The sequence below is a fragment of the Micromonospora rifamycinica genome (assembly GCF_900090265.1).
GTDB lineage: Bacteria > Actinomycetota > Actinomycetes > Mycobacteriales > Micromonosporaceae > Micromonospora > Micromonospora rifamycinica.
In genome coordinates, this window is record NZ_LT607752.1 from 740,805 (window position 1) to 756,035 (window position 15,231).

At 69.5% G+C, this 15,231-nt stretch carries 11 protein-coding genes; 1 reads left to right on the forward strand and 10 read right to left on the reverse strand.

The window, feature by feature from the left end:
* From GA0070623_RS03090 to GA0070623_RS03125, 8 genes are all read right to left on the reverse strand, one after another.
* A complete protein-coding gene (locus GA0070623_RS03090) occupies positions 1–2,877 on the reverse strand; it encodes a DUF5682 family protein (RefSeq protein WP_067313393.1) in 2,877 nt (958 codons plus the stop codon).
* Between the two features lie 74 nt (positions 2,878–2,951).
* Positions 2,952–4,064, reverse strand: coding sequence for an ATP-binding protein (locus tag GA0070623_RS03095; protein WP_067313381.1), 1,113 nt, complete (start codon positions 4,062–4,064; stop codon positions 2,952–2,954).
* Positions 4,065–4,078: 14 nt separating this feature from the next.
* Entirely contained in the window at positions 4,079–5,596 is a 1,518-nt protein-coding gene (locus tag GA0070623_RS03100) for a VWA domain-containing protein (protein WP_084261529.1), read from the reverse strand.
* Positions 5,593–6,990 (reverse strand): hypothetical protein, encoded by a 1,398-nt coding sequence (locus GA0070623_RS03105; protein ID WP_067313378.1) that lies wholly within the window; start codon positions 6,988–6,990, stop codon positions 5,593–5,595. The genes GA0070623_RS03100 and GA0070623_RS03105 overlap by 4 nt, the downstream gene beginning before the upstream one ends.
* On the reverse strand, positions 6,990–7,457 hold the full coding sequence (locus GA0070623_RS03110; RefSeq protein ID WP_089004249.1) for a hypothetical protein: 468 nt from the start codon (positions 7,455–7,457) through the stop codon (positions 6,990–6,992). Before GA0070623_RS03110 ends, GA0070623_RS03105 begins: the two co-directional genes overlap by 1 nt.
* Positions 7,458–7,887: 430 nt before the next feature.
* Positions 7,888–8,388: a hypothetical protein gene (locus GA0070623_RS03115; RefSeq protein WP_157517617.1), complete on the reverse strand. Its 501-nt coding sequence runs from the start codon at positions 8,386–8,388 to the stop codon at positions 7,888–7,890.
* 155 nt (positions 8,389–8,543) lie between these two features.
* Positions 8,544–9,275: a DUF7003 family protein gene (locus tag GA0070623_RS03120; RefSeq protein ID WP_067313374.1), complete on the reverse strand. Its 732-nt coding sequence runs from the start codon at positions 9,273–9,275 to the stop codon at positions 8,544–8,546.
* Positions 9,276–9,381: 106 nt separating this feature from the next.
* Entirely contained in the window at positions 9,382–9,603 is a 222-nt protein-coding gene (locus GA0070623_RS03125; protein ID WP_067313371.1) for a GntR family transcriptional regulator, read from the reverse strand.
* Between the two features lie 387 nt (positions 9,604–9,990).
* On the opposite strand from GA0070623_RS03125, the gene GA0070623_RS03130 reads away from it, so the two are divergent.
* Positions 9,991–10,872, forward strand: coding sequence for a helix-turn-helix domain-containing protein (locus GA0070623_RS03130; protein ID WP_067312449.1), 882 nt, complete (start codon positions 9,991–9,993; stop codon positions 10,870–10,872).
* Positions 10,873–11,544: 672 nt separating this feature from the next.
* Here the strand turns inward: GA0070623_RS03130 and GA0070623_RS03135 are convergent.
* Positions 11,545–11,871 carry a hypothetical protein gene (locus tag GA0070623_RS03135; protein ID WP_067312426.1) on the reverse strand — a complete coding sequence of 109 codons (327 nt, stop codon included), beginning with the start codon at positions 11,869–11,871 and terminating at the stop codon, positions 11,545–11,547.
* A gap of 1,559 nt (positions 11,872–13,430) precedes the next feature.
* On the reverse strand, positions 13,431–15,197 hold the full coding sequence (locus GA0070623_RS03140; RefSeq protein WP_157517595.1) for a hypothetical protein: 1,767 nt from the start codon (positions 15,195–15,197) through the stop codon (positions 13,431–13,433).
* Positions 15,198–15,231: the final 34 nt, after the last annotated feature.

The window sequence follows — 15,231 nt, forward strand, 5'->3', positions numbered from 1 at the left end:
TCACCGGAGGTGACCCTGATCCGGGCCGAGCAGCAGGGCGGCGACCGCCTGCGCGGTGGCCGGATGCCCGGCCAGCAGCGCCGGCACCGCCGCCCCCACCGGGTCGGCGGGTGCCGCCGACCAGTCGCCGTCGCAGCCGAGCAGCGTGGCCACCGCGTCGAGAGCCGCCGGGTGCGCGGCGAGCAGGGTGTGCACCTCACCCACCGGCGCGCCCCGGTGCGCCGTCGGCGCGGGTGCAGCGGCACCCGATCCCCGCCACGGCGGCACCCAGGCGTCCAGCTCGGGCAACGTCCCCGGGAAGGTGCGCGCGGCCTCCCGGACCAGCACCGGCACGAGTTCCGGGCCGTGCTCCCGCAGGGTGGTGATCAGGGTGGGCAGCCAGGGCAGCAGCACCGGGTCGGGCAGCCGGGCGAAGGCGCTGGACATCGTCTCCACCACGAACGGGGCGAGCCCCGGCACCGGTTCCAGCGCGTGCACGAAACCGGAGAGGTAGCGCGGGAAGGCGGGCACCACCAGCGGGTTGGCCAACAGGCCCGTGCAGCGCTCCCGCAGCTCGGCCAGCGGCAGCAGGCCGAGGTGGTGGCGGGCCGCCCAGACCAGGGCGACCTTCGCCGGTGCCTCCGGATGCGACTGGGCGACCGCGAGTTCGAGCTGGGACCGGTCACAGCCCAGGGAGAGCGCCAGGCTCTCCATGCTGAACAGGAAGCCCAGCATCGCCCCCACCTGCCGGACCCCGGTCTCCTCCTCGACGAAGGCGGTCGGCAGCAGCGTGCAGTAGTGCGCGTAGCCGGTCGTCACGAACGCCTCGCACCAGGCCGGCAGGGTCGGTGCGGTGGCCCGGTGGTGGGCCAGCAACCGACGGATCCGCCGCAGCACCTCCGGGGCGTCGTCCACCGTGCGCTCGGTGGACAGCAGCTCCACCGCCCGGGTGCCCAGCTCGTCGACCAACCGGGGACTGTGCAGCAGCCGGATGGCGTCCTCCACGGCGGCCAGGGCACCGGCGGCGGTCGCATCCGGACCCCGTACCGACCGGCGCAGCCGCTGCTCCAGCACCTGCTCGACGGTCACCCCCTCGTACCCCAGCTCGATCAACGCCCGCTGGTGGCGACCGAGCGCCAGGTCCCAGCTCTCCTGGATCGACCGGTGCCCCAGCCGGCGCTCACCCATGATCGGGCGGACCGCGTCGCCGGGAAGGAGGTGCCGCAGGATCCACAGCAGATCCGAACAGCCGGCCAGCCCGGGGTCGGCGTGCAGGTCGAGCAGGGCCCGCCCGATGGTGCGCTTCTCCAGGTCCAGGCCGAGCGGCTGGAGCCGGTCGAGCACGTCGCGGGCCAGCGGAGGCAGGGCGTCGTAGCCGACCTGCCCGATCCGGTCCCCGCCGAGCAGGATCTCGCAGAGCCGCCGCACGTCCCGCCGGCCCGGTACGACGTCCTTCTCGATGCAGGTCACCGCCGCGTCGGCGAAGTCGTACGGGGTCGGGCGGGCCCGGTTGCGCAACCCGGCCAGCAGGATCGAGGTCTCGAACACCGCGATCGCGTCGGCGGTGCTGGCCAGGTAGCCGTTGCGGCGGGCGAGCCGCACGATGTCCACGCACCAGCCGCGCAGCTCCGCCTCGTCCAGCCGGTCGAGGTGCGGGGGCGCGGCGAGGAACCCGGTGAGCCGGTCGGCGACCGGACCGCCCGGCGCGGCGACCGGCGGGACGCTCTTGCGCCGGCCCCGGCCGCCCTTGCCGCCCCGTTGACCGTCGAGCCGGTAGGGTGCCGGACCCGACCCGCCCACCGCCTTGGTCCAGGTGGCGGCGGCGATCGACACCGACCCCGGGGCGAGGCCGAACTGCGCCTCGATGGCCGAGTGGCTCGACGGGATCAGGCCGTACCGCCAGCGGGTGCCGGTGCGGGGGGTGATCGCGAAGTCCGGGGCGGGGGAGTCCAGGCCGAACTGCTCGACCCGGCTGGCGGCGTGGAAGGCGCCGCACACGTACAGGCAGTCCGCCGGATCGGCTCCGGACGCGGCGAGGTGCTGCCGCATCCGGGTCCACATGTAGCGCTCCCGGTCCTCGTCCCGGTCGGTGCGGTCCGACCCGGCGGGGCGCAGCCGGCGGAACAGGCTGCCGATCAGCACCATCACCTGCCGGTAGGTGTCATGGTCGGCGGCGGCGAGGGGCCGCTCGACGTACTGGTCCCACCACTCCGACCAGTGCCGCACCTTCCCGTGGTGCAGCAGGAACGCCTCCAGCTCGGCGAACCGGGGCCGCAGGTCACCGATCTCCACGCCGACCGCGTCGCCGTGCAACGCGGCCTGCTCGCCCTCACCGCCGGCCGCCGCGGTGGCCCCCGCCGGGCTGTCGTCGTCCACCGGCCCGCCGTCGCCGGCCGGGCTGTCGTCCGCCGGAGCGGCGTCGTGGCGCGGGGACCACTGGAAGACGTGGTCGGTGGAGCGGTCCACCAGCACCAGCTCCACCCCCGGCGTCTCCAACGCGTACGCGATCGCCTGGTACTCGGCGGACGCCTCGGTGACCGGCGCGACGACGCTGAGTGGACCCCACTCGGCGGGGAAGCCGTCCAGCTCGGAGGCGAACGCCTGCACCGCCACCGGCAACCGGCAGTTGCGCAGCTCACCGAGGAGCGGCTGGAGATCCTCGCAGAGCTCCAGGTAGATCACCTTGGGCTGCTTGTGCCGCAGCCGGCGTACCATCGCCAGCGCCGAGGCCGGCGAGTGGTGGCAGACCGGGAAGATCTCCAACCGCTCGCCCAGCGCCCGGTCGACGTCGTCGACGATGCCGGTGAGGATGCCGGCCAGCGCGTCGGCGGAGCCGGCGAAGGTGGCCGCCGCGTCGGTGAGCTGCTCCCGCAGCGCCCCGAACGGGCCGGCGACCACCCCGCCGGCGGCGGTCGGGTCCGGGGCGACGGCGGCGCTCCCGGCCGGGGCGTCGGTGCGGGCGTCGGCGGTCGTCACGACAGCGAGGCGATCGCCTGGCGGCCACCGTCGAGGAAGCCCGCCCAGTCCGCGCCGTCCTTCTTGGCCCGGGGCTCCACCACCCCGTGCAGGTACTTGTTGAGGATGGCCAGGTCCTCCGGGCTGCGGCGGGCCAGCGAGCCCATCAGCGACCCGGCCAGCGTCTCCGGCCGCAGCACCCGGTCACCGAAGAACTGGCTGTGCAGGATGGCGTCCTCCAGCACGCCGATCTGCTCGGCGGTGGACAGCGCCGACTCCAGCTTCTCGTCGTCGCTGGTCGCCGACGCGGCGGCGGCCCGCAGGTCGGCGAAGCTCTGCAACAGGATGTCCAGCAGGGTGGGCGGCACGTCCAGCTCGATGCGGTGCCGGCGCAGCAGCTCCTCGGTGCGGAACCGGACGATCTCCGCCTCGCTGCGCTTGTTGGTGACCACCGGGATCCGGACGAAGTTGAACCGGCGCTTCAACGCCGACGACAGGTCGTTGACGCCCCGGTCCCGGCTGTTCGCGGTGGCGATGATGGAGAAGCCGGGCTGGGCGAAGACGATGTTGTCGTCGTTCAGCTCGGGGATGGAGACGTACTTCTCCGACAGGATGGAGATCAGCGCGTCCTGCACGTCGCTGGTGGAGCGGGTCAGCTCCTCGAAGCGGCCCACCACGCCCTGCTCCATCGCCGTCATGATCGGCGACGGGATCATCGACTCGCGGGACTGCCCCTTGGCGATGACCATCGAGACGTTCCAGGAGTACTTGATGTGGTCCTCGGTGGTCCCGGCGGTGCCCTGCACCACCAGGGTCGAGTTGCGGCAGATCGCGGCGGACAGCAGCTCGGCCAGCCAGCTCTTGCCGGTGCCGGGGTCGCCGATGAGCAGCAGGCCCCGGTCCGACGCCAGGGTCACGATGCTGCGTTCGACGAAACTGCGGTCGCCGAACCACTTCTGCGGGATCTGCCGGTCCAGCCCGTCGGCCCGTTCCGAGCCGAGGACGAACAGCCGGACCATGCGCGGGCTCAACCGCCACGAGAACGGCTTCGGGCCGGTGTCGACCGACTCCAGGTAGTCGAGTTCGTCGGCGTACTTGACCTCGGCGGGGGCACGCAACATCTCGGACATCAGGGGTGATTCTCCTAGGTGAGGAAGTTCTTGAGCTCGAAGACGAGTTTGCGGATGTGACCGGAGAGCACCGGGGTGCCCAGGTCCTTGAGGCGCTGCCGGAACCAGGGGTTGACGCTCTGCTGGCCGGAGCTGCTGACCGAGCCGACCGGGATGAACCGCACCCCGGAGCGGTGCACCGCCTCGATGCCGTCGAACAGCGGCTGGGAGCGGTCGAACTCGTAGAAGTCCGAGATCCACACCATGACCGTGTTCCGCGGCTCGACGATCTTGGGGCGGGCCATCGCCATCGCCACCGGCCCGTCGTTGCCGCCGCCGAGCTTGGTGCGCAGCAGCACCTCGAACGGGTCGTGCACCCACGGGGTCAGGTCCAAAGCCCGGGTGTCGTACGCGATGAGGTGCACGTCGACCTTGGGCAGCCCGGCGAAGATCGAGGCCAGGATGGTGCAGTTGACCATCGAGTCGACCATCGACCCGGACTGGTCCACCACCACGATCAACCGGGACGGGGTGGTCTTGCGGGCGGTCTGCCGGTAATAGAGCCGGTCGACGTAGAGGCGCTCGTCCTCCGGGCTCCAGTTGGTGAGGTTCTGCCAGATGGTGCGGTCGAGGTCGAGGTTGCGGAACACCCGCTTCGGCGGCACCGACCGGTCGATCGTGCCGACCGTGGTCTGTTCGACCTGGGTCCGCAGCACCTCGGCGACCTCGTCGACGTACCGCCGGATCAGCGCCTTGGCGTTGGCCAGCGCCACCCCGGACAGGTTCGCCTTGTCCCGCAGCAGTTGCTCGATCAGCGACATGCTCGGGGTGAGCTGGGCGGCCAGCTTCGGGTCGGCCAGCACCTCCCGCAGGTGCATCCGGCGGACCAGGTCGCCCTCCAGACCGGCGAGGGTGCCGCCCAGCCCGGTGCCGCCCTGCCGCCGCAGTTCTCCCGGATCGCAGCCGAGCGCCTGCTCGAACCAGCCGGCGTCGGCCTGCCACCGGGCCAGCTGGCCGGCGCTGACCGGTCCCGACCCGGTGCCGAAGACGTTGAGCAGCAGCTTCGACACCAGCGCGGCCCGGCGCACTTCGGCCTCGCCGGGCCGGTGCGCCCCGCCGCCGTCGTCGTCGTCGGCCTGGCCGTCGTCCGCGTGGCCGTGGTCCGGGCCGCTACCCCCGGCGGGTTCGGCGTTCCCGGCCGGGTCGGTGCTCGCGGCCGGGTCGGTGCTCCCGGCCAGGTTGGTGCTCCCGGCCGGGTCGGGGGCGAGCAGGCCGCGGAGTTCGTCGGCGAGCGCCGGGAAGCGCTGCACGACGGTGTCCACCGACACGGTCGGGTCCAGCAGCGCGGCGGGCAGGCCGAGGTCATCGACCACGGCCACGCTCGCCGCCTCCAGCGTGGGCTGCTCGTCGGGGTCGAACAGCCGCCCCAGCAGTCGCCAGTAGAGCACCTGCCGGCGGTTGGCGGCAGCGAGGTCGCCCGGGGTCACCGGGTCGTCCGCCGGTGCGGAGGCCCCTGCGGGCAGGGCACCGGTCGTCGGGGTCGGATCGCTCATCGGCGTAGCAACCGTCCCGCGCGCTCGCGCAGCACGGCCACGGCGTCGCCCGCCCTGGCCTCGGCCTTCGCCACCTTCGGGTCGGTGACCCCGTCGGCCCAGTCGCCGTTGTGCGCCTCCACCGGCCGGCGTTTGACGGTGGCCCGCACCGCCAGCGGCTGCACCCACCACTGCCCGTCGTCCCAGCGCAGCAGGCCCAGGCAGGCCGACGAGGCGGCGACCAGCGCAGGGGTGAGCGGACCCGCCGTGGGCAACCGGTCGACGGCGACCGCGAGGCGGTGCCCGTCGAGGTCGAGGGTCAGCCCGTCGTCGTGCACGGTGTAGCCCTCCAGCAGGACCGGCTCGGCGATCGCCGCCGGGTGCCGGTCCAGCGGTGGGGTCGCCGTCGCCGCCGCCGCGCCGAGCAGCACCCGGGCGGTGGCGAACGGGTCGGCGGGCTCGCCCGCCTGCGCCCGCCCGTCGACCCAGAGCAGGTCGCCGCCGTGGGCCGGCAGGTCGGTGACGGTCAGCGCCCGCCGCTGGGCGATCGCGGTGAGCAGCACGGGGTACGCCGACAGCAGCCGCCACACCGCCGGCCCGCCGATGGTGGCGACCTTGGCCGCGCCCACCGTCACCCGGACCAGCCGGGGCGTCCCGGCGTCGGTCGGTTCGAGGATCGCGTGCAGTTGCACCTGGACGGCGGTCTCGTGTTCGTGGACGTCCACCCCGAGCGGCAGCAGCCGCCCGGTGACCCGCTCCGGGTCGACGGCGGTGGCCCCGGTCGGCCCGTCCTGGGCCAGCAGCACGCCCCGGGACCACAGGTCCGCCCAGCGCCGTACCGGCACCCGGGGCATGGTGGCCACCGGCAACCCGGCCCGCAGCTCGGCGGCGAGCCCGTCGAGCAGCACCGCCAGCCGCCGGGAACCCGGCTCGGCCAGCGCGGTCTCGACCGGCGTGCCGACCGCGGAGAGCAACTCGTGGTCGACACCCTGCCACCCGGCGAGGGCCGTCTCGTGCAGCCAGGACCGGGCGGCGGCGCGGGCGGGGGAGGCGTCGGCCGGCTCGTCGGTCGGCGACGTCCACGCCGCCCGGTCCCGCCCGAGGGCGGTGTCGAGCCGGTCGAGCAGGGCGTCGTGGGCCGCGCCGAGCAGCGCGACCCGTGCCCCGGCCAACCCGGCCAGTTGCTCCTGGCCGACCGAACCGGCGGTCACCTTGCCCACCGCCTCGGCCACCCGGTCGCCCAGCGGGGTGCCCGCCACCGCGTCGGCCAGGCCCGTCAACGCGGCCGTGTCCGCCTCGGCGACCCGGGCGAAGCCCCGCAGCAGCGCCTCGTCGAATCCGGCGACCACGTCGTCGGCGTCGGCCAGCCCGGTGGGGACGCCGCCGCGCAGCTGCGCCAGCTGCGTGCCCAGCATCAGCGACCCGCCCCGGTCGACGGGAACCAGTGCAGCTCGGGCAGCGCCGTGGTGCTGGTCGGGAGTTCGAGGTAGGCCAGGTGGCGCAGGAACCGGCTGAACACCACCGCGGCCGGGGTCGGCTCGTGCCGGGCGTCCAGCCGGGCCAGCAGCTCGACGCCGGTCTGCGTCCCCTCGCCGGCGTCGACCCGCAGGTAGCGGGCGACCCGGTCGACGCCGTACTGGAGCACGGCCTCGTCGGCGAGGGCCTCCAGGTGCTTGCAGGGTGCGCCCCGCAGCCCGCCGCAGGGCCGGTTGTTGTTGGTGCTGCAGTGGTAGGCGTGGGTGCCGGCGGCCACCGACGAGACGTAGACCCGTTCGATGTCGGAGCCGCTGGACACCACCCCCTGCAAGCGTCCGTCGGCCAGCTCGACGAAGGGCACCTTGGCCAGCTTGCGGGGTCGGGCGGGCGGGACCACCGCCAGCACACTCCGCCGCCGCCAGGCGGTCCCGTCAGGGTCCGTCACCACACGTCCTCCCACCCGCCGTGACACCGGCGTCGACCAGCGTTGATGGCACGCACCGACCGTGGCCGGCGTCGCCGTGACCACAAGATCATGGCCCACGGGTACGACACTCCGTCACCCCATGCCCCGGTGGTCGACACGGGAACTTCCCGGATGAATCGCGGCACCGACGTACATGACTCTGACGTGAGCTGGATCGAGGTTCAGTCCCTTCGCGAGGCCGTCTCGCCAAGGACGCTCATGCGTGCCGGGGACGGCCGCATCACCGCAGGTGCCGCCGTCGTGCTGAGCGACATTCCGACCGTGCCGCCGCCGGCAGCCGCCGCAGAGCCGGTCCAGAGCCGCGCATCGAGCCCGCATCCGGGCTCTGGTGGCGATCCGGCGCTGTCGATCACTTTTTGTAGCGAGGTGACCCCTCGAACGACGTCTCGTATTTTTCGTTGCCGTACACCGACTCGTACCGCACGTGGATCCTGATTCTTTCGGTAATCGTATCCCATAGCTCGGCGTCTCTCACCAGATCGTATTCGTCCACCCCGAATATGACTATTTCCTGGCCGACCGGGATGGGCCTTTCTTGGCGGAGAGCCGTGAAATTCGGCCACCTCGCGAAGGTGTCACGCAGTGGGTCTACGACGGGTTTCTCCCACGGTCCGACCTCGTTGCCGTCGAGGTAGAAGATGGCTGACCTGATGATCGCCGGTCCCAGGCCGCTGTTGCGAATTCTGATTCCTGCCGGTCCGTCGGTGCTGCGAAAGCAGTCGAAGCTGAGCAACGGGCGGACTGAATGGTGGTTGTGTTTACGGTTCGCCCTCGTCTCCGCGATCGAAACGAAGAGCGAGGCGACAGCGATCGCAGTTGCCGAAATGGCGGTAACTGAGTTTGCGTCCACTGCCTCAATTTACCCCGGCCAGGCAAGCGAAAGTGCTCCACAGGCTTCCTGCCGCGGCACGGGTGGGCCGACAAGCGGTCGACACCGGTGTATACGTGGCACGGATGGACGTGACGTCGTGTGCGCCCGGCGACATCCTGCGTGCGGTGCCGGTGTCACAGCGCCCCCGACATCGGCCAGTTGCTCCAGTGGGTGTTTCCCGGGCGGGTAGGCCGGTAGCGGGCCGGATCGGCGCTCGCCAACACCGCGCCGATCTGCTGGTACGCCTCGATGTCGCTGGGGCAGACCTCGAACGGCACCCGCTCCTGCGGTGGTGCGTGCCGGGTGAGCACTCCGTGCAGATGCCGTCGCCGTTCCCGCTCGGGATCGGGCGGCCTGACCCGTAGTGGGGTGTGGTTCCAGTCGTCCAGGCGCAGCACCTGGGGCAGGTCCGCCGGGACGAGGTGGCGGACCTCGATGTCCTCGGCTAGTAGCAGATCGCGGTACCGGGGAGCGAGCAGCCTGAACAGGTCCTCCGGAGGGGTTGTCGCGGCGGCGACCACCGGCACGACCCGTCCTCGGACGACCAGCGGCACCCGTCGGTACCGGGACGCCACCGGACCACCCTCGAACAGCGCCGCGAAGTTGTCGATGCGATGGGCGCACTGTGTGGCCCAGGTTTCGTCCGTGTCGGTGAGACAGTTGCCGAGCGCGTGCAGGAGGTCCACGACGTTGCCGGCGCGTGGGTTGTAACCGACGGTGTCCACGACCAGCGCCCAGCGTTCGGTGTCACTGAAGGCATGCAGCCGCGCCGCGATCAGATAGCTGTGGGGATGCTCCGGCTGGGGGAAAAGCCCCCGCTCTGCGGCGCGGTCGAAGACGTCGAGGACGTCCTGCACCCGCATCATCCACCGACGGTGGGGAGCTGCAGTGTCACTCCGAACTACTCTCCTCGTCTCAGGTCATCCGGGATGGACTCCGGAGCGGCTGGGTGTGGGGCAGGTCGACGTTGACCTAGCGGTCGGCGACGAAGACTCCGACGCCCTGTCGGCCCTCCAGGACACCGGCCTCGATCAGGACTTCGATGGCCTTCCTGACTGTCACGCCCGACGTGTCGTACTCGTCGGCAAGCTCTCTGGTCGTCGGCAGCTTGTCGCCCGGCTTGAGGAGGCCAGTGGTGATCTTGGCCTGGATCTCCCGCCTGATCCGTCGCCACAGCGGCTCGTAGGGCGCCATGGGCGGAGTTCATCACAGCCAGGGTTCGATCTCGCAACCAATGCCATCGTTACAACTAATAGCGTGTTTGACGTGTTTAGTTGTAAAGTGGTGCCCGGCGGCACGGTAAGGCGAAGGGAGTGACCATGGGACGGTGGTGGAAGTGGTTCGTGCGGGTGGGGCGGGTAGCCGCTGACCTGGTGGGGAAGGTCCTGCCGGAGGGGTGTGGGGCGGGGCGTTCGCTGCTGTCGGGTCGGCTGGTGGGCGTACCCGATGGGCCTGCGGCCCCGCGGTGTGGCGGTGCGGTGGGGGTGGCGCGGAACCAGCGGGCGGGCAGTTACGCGCTGCTGCCGTCAGGCGGGGGCTGTCGGCGGCGGGGGAGCGGGGTGGGCGAGGGGCGGCGGGCCGATGGTTGACGACGGGTCGTCGGTGCCGCGTCGGCACCTCGGGCGGGTGCTGGAGACGTTGCGGGTCGAGGCGGGGATGACGGTGGACGGCGCGGCGGAGACATTGGGTTTCAGCCGGCGCAAGCTGTGGCAGATCGAGGCGGGCCGGTCTGCGGTGAGCCGCACTGACGTGCGGGACATGTGCGAGCGTTACGCTGCCCGGCCCGAGCTGGCCGACACGCTGGTCACCCTCGCCGGGCAGACGCGGGCGAAGGGCTGGTGGCATGCGTACGGCGATCCGCTGCCCCGCTGGTGCGAGCCGTACGTCAGCCTGGCCGCCGAGGCCCACCGGCTCCGCGAGTACGCCGACGGGATGATCCCCGTGCTGCTACAGACCCGGGAGTACGCGACGGCCGTCTGCCGGCAACGGGCCGACCTCACCGAGGCGGACCGGGACCGCCTGATCGAGGTACGGCTGCGGCGGCAGCGCGTGCTGCGGAGGCTGCCGGCGGTACCCCGGTTGGAGGTGGTGCTGGCCGAGGCGGTGCTGCTGCGGGCCGTCGGGGATCCGGGGGTGATGGTGGCGCAGTCGCGGCACCTGGTGGAGGCGAGTCACCTACCACAGGTGTCGCTGCGGGTGGTGCCACTCGCCGTGGGGAGCTACCGGGCCGCCCTGGCCGATTCGTTCATGCTGCTCGACTTTCCGCCGGTGAACCGGGTGGAGCCCGACCCGCCGGTGGTCTACCGCGAGTTCTTGACCGGGGTGCTCTATCTCGACCGGGAGTCGGAGGTGGCCGAGTACGAGCAGGCGTGGGCGGGTCTGGACGCGGTGGCCCTGGACCCCGACGAGTCCCGCCGGCTGATCGAGACGATCAGCGCCGAGGTCCACCAACCGGATGTCTGACCACCCACAGGCTTCCTGTTTTCGCTGATCAGAGCAGATGCCGCTCTCAATGGCACCCGTCGGGCGACGCCTACCACGAGGAGTGCCATGCCTGCCGACAGCCTCCCGTCTTCGAATCAGGTGGACAGCTACCAACGAAACGTCCTCGATGTCGCGAAGGCGCGGTCCGATCCGTCGATGGACCGGAATGCAAAGTTGAGGCATTTCACCTTTTTCAGGGCGAGCGGCCGTCGCTGACCCAGACAGCACATCAACGGTCGTGAAGTCGACATCCGACGGTCGAGTACATGGCCACGGCGACCGGACTGTCCCTAGTAGAATCTCGGCCGTCACGCTCGATGTCGTGAGCTGGGCGATCTTAAGGTTGGTGAGTGCATGAGCCGACTTTCAAGATCGATGAGGCTATCGAGGCGATGCGATTAGGGGAGCGCGGTGTCAAAGGGTCTGCCGGGCGGCTATCACATCAAGAAGGTCCATCCAATGCTTGGGCGGCTACAGCAATATACTCTCAACAAGAAGATGAGCTTCCGATGCGTGAAGTGCTTCCGCGCGGAGGTGTCCGCCTCGATGGTTGTCGCTGCCGGGGACTGGTCTGCTTTGTGGTGTGTCGCTTGTTCGAATACCCAATTGGCAGTGAGCCCAGCAGATCGACCCGGTCGCGACCGTCCCGCCCTAGCTCACCGCGAGCGACAGGGCGCAAAAAATGGTACGGCCGGCCCGGCCGGCCAGATGCCGCGGGACATCACCTGGATCGCCACGCTCTGCCGGGAGGAAGCTCAAGGCAAAAAACTGTCGGATGCTGACAGGGAACTCCTGCGAGGGCGAGCCGGTGAGCCGGCAGTGGTTGCTGCCGTACTTTACGCGGAGCTTCTCGTGGATGCCGAACTGCGTGTTGCTGACATATCTGGTGATGTACGCACCCACCACGAATTGACCGAGCTTCGGGACGCGTTGGTGAGTGCTCAACAGTCGGCTCGTAAGAGTTTTGAGCGTGACCACCGTCGGTTACTTGCTGAGGCAAGTCGACCGAACCGGGCGCCTGACTATCTCGATGCCATAGTCATGCGTCACGTCGCCGGTGTTTCCTTCGGTGAAGAGCTTATCCGATTGCTTGGTTCTCTAGGTCTTCGGCCGGATGCAGTCGATCTGCCAAAGGCAGATTTTTGGGGATGGCTTGCTATTCACGATGGTGTGAACGACGGTGACCTCGCGGCTGAGGTCCGACGTCTTCGGCAACTTTCCGGTGCGGAGTTCGTCAGCGCGGCTCTGAGTGATATCAAACAAACGTGTTATGACGAGTCGTTGGCGCACGTGGCGGTGGCCGAGCAGTGGGAGCTATATGCCGAGGAAATCAAGAATAAACTGCAACGGGATCAGGAGCTCGTGGAGACTGAGCTGCGCAACCATGCTTCCCCATCAGATAAGAAGCGCTTGTTTGCTCAGCTCAGAAGGGCGGGGCAACTATATGCCCGAGCTTCAGCTAGATGCCTAGAAGCGGAGCTGATCGTCGACAACTTGCAGCTAAAGGTGGCGCAGCTACGTCGGGGGGATTCCTTCCAGAGACTGCGTGCCCGCTGTCTAGCCGAAGCCGCGAGGGCGGTGGGATCTGAAGATCCCACGCTCCATGGATTGGTTGCCGAGACATGTGAAGAACATCGGATGACATGCGCAAAGACTCGCCGTCCCCACCCTTGTGCCGACTGTGCAGGGGAGATTGCACGAAAAGTGCGAGGGCGGATGGATGTGGCGGTGCGGTCGCTTCGAGTTGAAGGCATCGGAGATCAATCCCCTAATGCCGTTTCTGTGGAGGGTGAAGGGCTTTCCACTGTCGTGGGCGCGGTGGACCTGGGCGATGCACCGCGCACCGTGTGGGAGAGTCGGGCAGTAGATGTGCCTAAAAGGCGTGGGGGGATCGGGTGGCGTGTCCCGTTACGCGGTGTGCATATCAAAGAAGGCTGGTGTCCGGTGCCGGACTTCGGTCTAAACGACGGTTGGCGTGGAAAGATTTTGCAACTTCGAATCTACCACGACGATTGTCAGCATTCATTCAATCCGGAGCCTCATGGCGTTGAACTACGGTACCGCGACCGGTGGGAACTCCATGGCGTCCGTTGGCCCGATTATCTAATTTCCGGGACGGTTCTTTCTATTCGTTGGCAAGTTGACAGATCTACGGTTACTATTCGAACCAAATTGTTGAAGGTGCCGGAGCGCGTCGAAGGTGTTAAATTCGATCACGAATACGACTCGCGTGTGGTCACCAGGGAGCATCTACCGGAAGTCGATGAAGGCGAAGCGAGGCATGGCCTTACTGTGCAGGGTTGGGTGATGCGGACAGTACGTAAGCTGGGTTATCTGAGTCCCGATGGGACGGCAACTATGCCCGGGGCGGCGTTGCGGTCAAACTGTATGGCGCAAGGCATGCCGGAGTCGCTCCTGGGCGAAATTGGTTCGTCGGTGAGCGAACTCGTCGGCCGCAAGAAGCTCTGGCAGGTGCTCGGCAGCCTAGACCAGACGGGTGTTCCGTCGGCACCTCCGCGTGCGGGAGAGAAACGTGTTCAGATGCTCCAGTATATTCCCCTCGTTGAGAAGGGGTTGACGCCTCGCCCGAAGAAAAGGTACACGACTCGGCCTGAAAGCAAGGAGCATCGAGTTGCTGGGCATACGAGAAAACTCCCGGCAGGTAGAAAGCCGTCGGCGGAGCAGCTCGCGTTGCGCGAAGAGGCGTGTCGAGTGGCCGGGGTTGTCGAACAACCGTTGCCCGATGGAACGACGTTCGTTAGACCCCACTCGCGGGGTAAGGGGAAGCGAAATGGCGAGTATTCGAATCGCCGTCGATGATCTGTTTCCTTCTGCTCTGCTCCCGCCGTCACCAGTAATGATAACCGTTGCTGTGAATGCTCAGGCATTGTCGTCGAGGACCCGGACGACGAGGACGGTCCCGTCGGTGCCGTACGAGTAGACCGCACCGTCGACCGGTACTGCCGGGAGCCCACGGAAGAAGGTCGGGGCGTCCCGCACAGGTAGGCGCTGATCCGACCGTCGGTCAGCCCGCGGTAGAGGTGGCTCTCCACGCCACAGAACACCTCCAGCACCCGGCCCCCGCCCAGGGGCGCGCGGTGCCGGGTGCCCTCCGCCGAGATCCCGTTCGGCAGGGCAAGCGTCGTCGCGCTGCTCGTCGCCCACGCCGGGTCCAGGTCGAACAGGACCGGCTGGGATGTCCGATCCTCCGTACCCCGCTGCCGTGGGGTGGCGTAATCACCGGCGGTGGCGCTGTTGCCGGCGAACAGCAGTGCGGTGGCTGCCACGGCACGGGTCAGGATCTGGGTGAACCAGCCACGCTCCGGCTCGGGTACGTCGAAGACCTGGGGTGCGCCGGGCGGCAACTCCTCGGCCGGCTCGGTGCCGGCCGCGCCGGCCGGCACCGGTGGGCCGCTGGGCGGCTGCTCCGACCGGATGTCGGCAGGGGTGGCCGTACGCGGTCGCCAGAACCTGTCCTCGGGGCGGGTGCTCAACAGGCCGTCCAGCTCCGCGTCGTCGCCGGACCACAGCTCGCCGTCGCCGGGCGGATCGAGCACGTAGGCGGTGATCCCGGCCTGGGTGAGGTGCGAGGCGACCATCAGCGACGGCGGGTGTCTACCGCCCACCGACAGCGCCTCCACCTGGACGGCCGCTCGGGCGAGTTGGCCGTGGAGGAAACTCGGCGATTGGTGGGTGCCCTTGCACTCCAGGATCACGATCTTCATCCGGCGGCGGGTCTTCGTGGCGTGGTGCCCGAGCAGGATGTAGTCCGGTCGTTTCTTGGTCGGCGAGACGGATTCCACCGCACCGCCCCCGTCCACGAAACCGGCTTTCAACGCCACCTCGGCGTCGACCGCGTGGAACGTCCACCCCCGGAACTGGCGGCGGAGCACGTGCTTGGCGACGACGAGGGCCAGGCCGATGCCCAACTGCTCGGACTGGGTCACCTTGTGGTGGTAGACGACCTCGTTGGCGTCGGGTGTCAGGGCGAGAAGCCCCCGTTTGGTCCTGGTCAGCGTGGCGCAGTAGCGCACGGCGGCCCAGTGCCGGGCCACCTGCGACAGCGGCGACGCGGTCAGCAGGGTGGTGGCCACGCCCAGCTCGTGCAGCACCCGCGCCGGGCTGGTCCGCAGCCCGCCGCTACCGACGTCCACCGGGAGCAACTGCTTGTGATACCAGTACGCCTCACGGTTCTTGGCGTGGGTCTGGGCATACCGCAGCACGTCGGTGACGAGCTGCTCGGAGGACTCCAGCGCCAGCAGCGACTGGTGGCTCAGCGCCCGTACGAGGGAATCGATCTCCACGCCCACCCCCGGTGCCGGCGCACCGCACGCCAGG

Bases quoted from the DNA above. Each gene is read 5' to 3' on its own strand.
- GA0070623_RS03095 (WP_067313381.1), bottom strand. From the start codon at position 4,064: ATGTCCGAGATGTTGCGTGCCCCCGCCGAGGTCAAGTACGCCGACGAA.
- GA0070623_RS03100 (WP_084261529.1), bottom strand. From the start codon at position 5,596: ATGAGCGATCCGACCCCGACGACCGGTGCCCTGCCCGCAGGGGCCTCC.
- GA0070623_RS03105 (WP_067313378.1), bottom strand. From the start codon at position 6,990: ATGCTGGGCACGCAGCTGGCGCAGCTGCGCGGCGGCGTCCCCACCGGG.
- GA0070623_RS03120 (WP_067313374.1), bottom strand. From the start codon at position 9,275: ATGATGCGGGTGCAGGACGTCCTCGACGTCTTCGACCGCGCCGCAGAG.
- GA0070623_RS03125 (WP_067313371.1), bottom strand. From the start codon at position 9,603: ATGGCGCCCTACGAGCCGCTGTGGCGACGGATCAGGCGGGAGATCCAG.
- GA0070623_RS03130 (WP_067312449.1), top strand. From the start codon at position 9,991: ATGGTTGACGACGGGTCGTCGGTGCCGCGTCGGCACCTCGGGCGGGTG.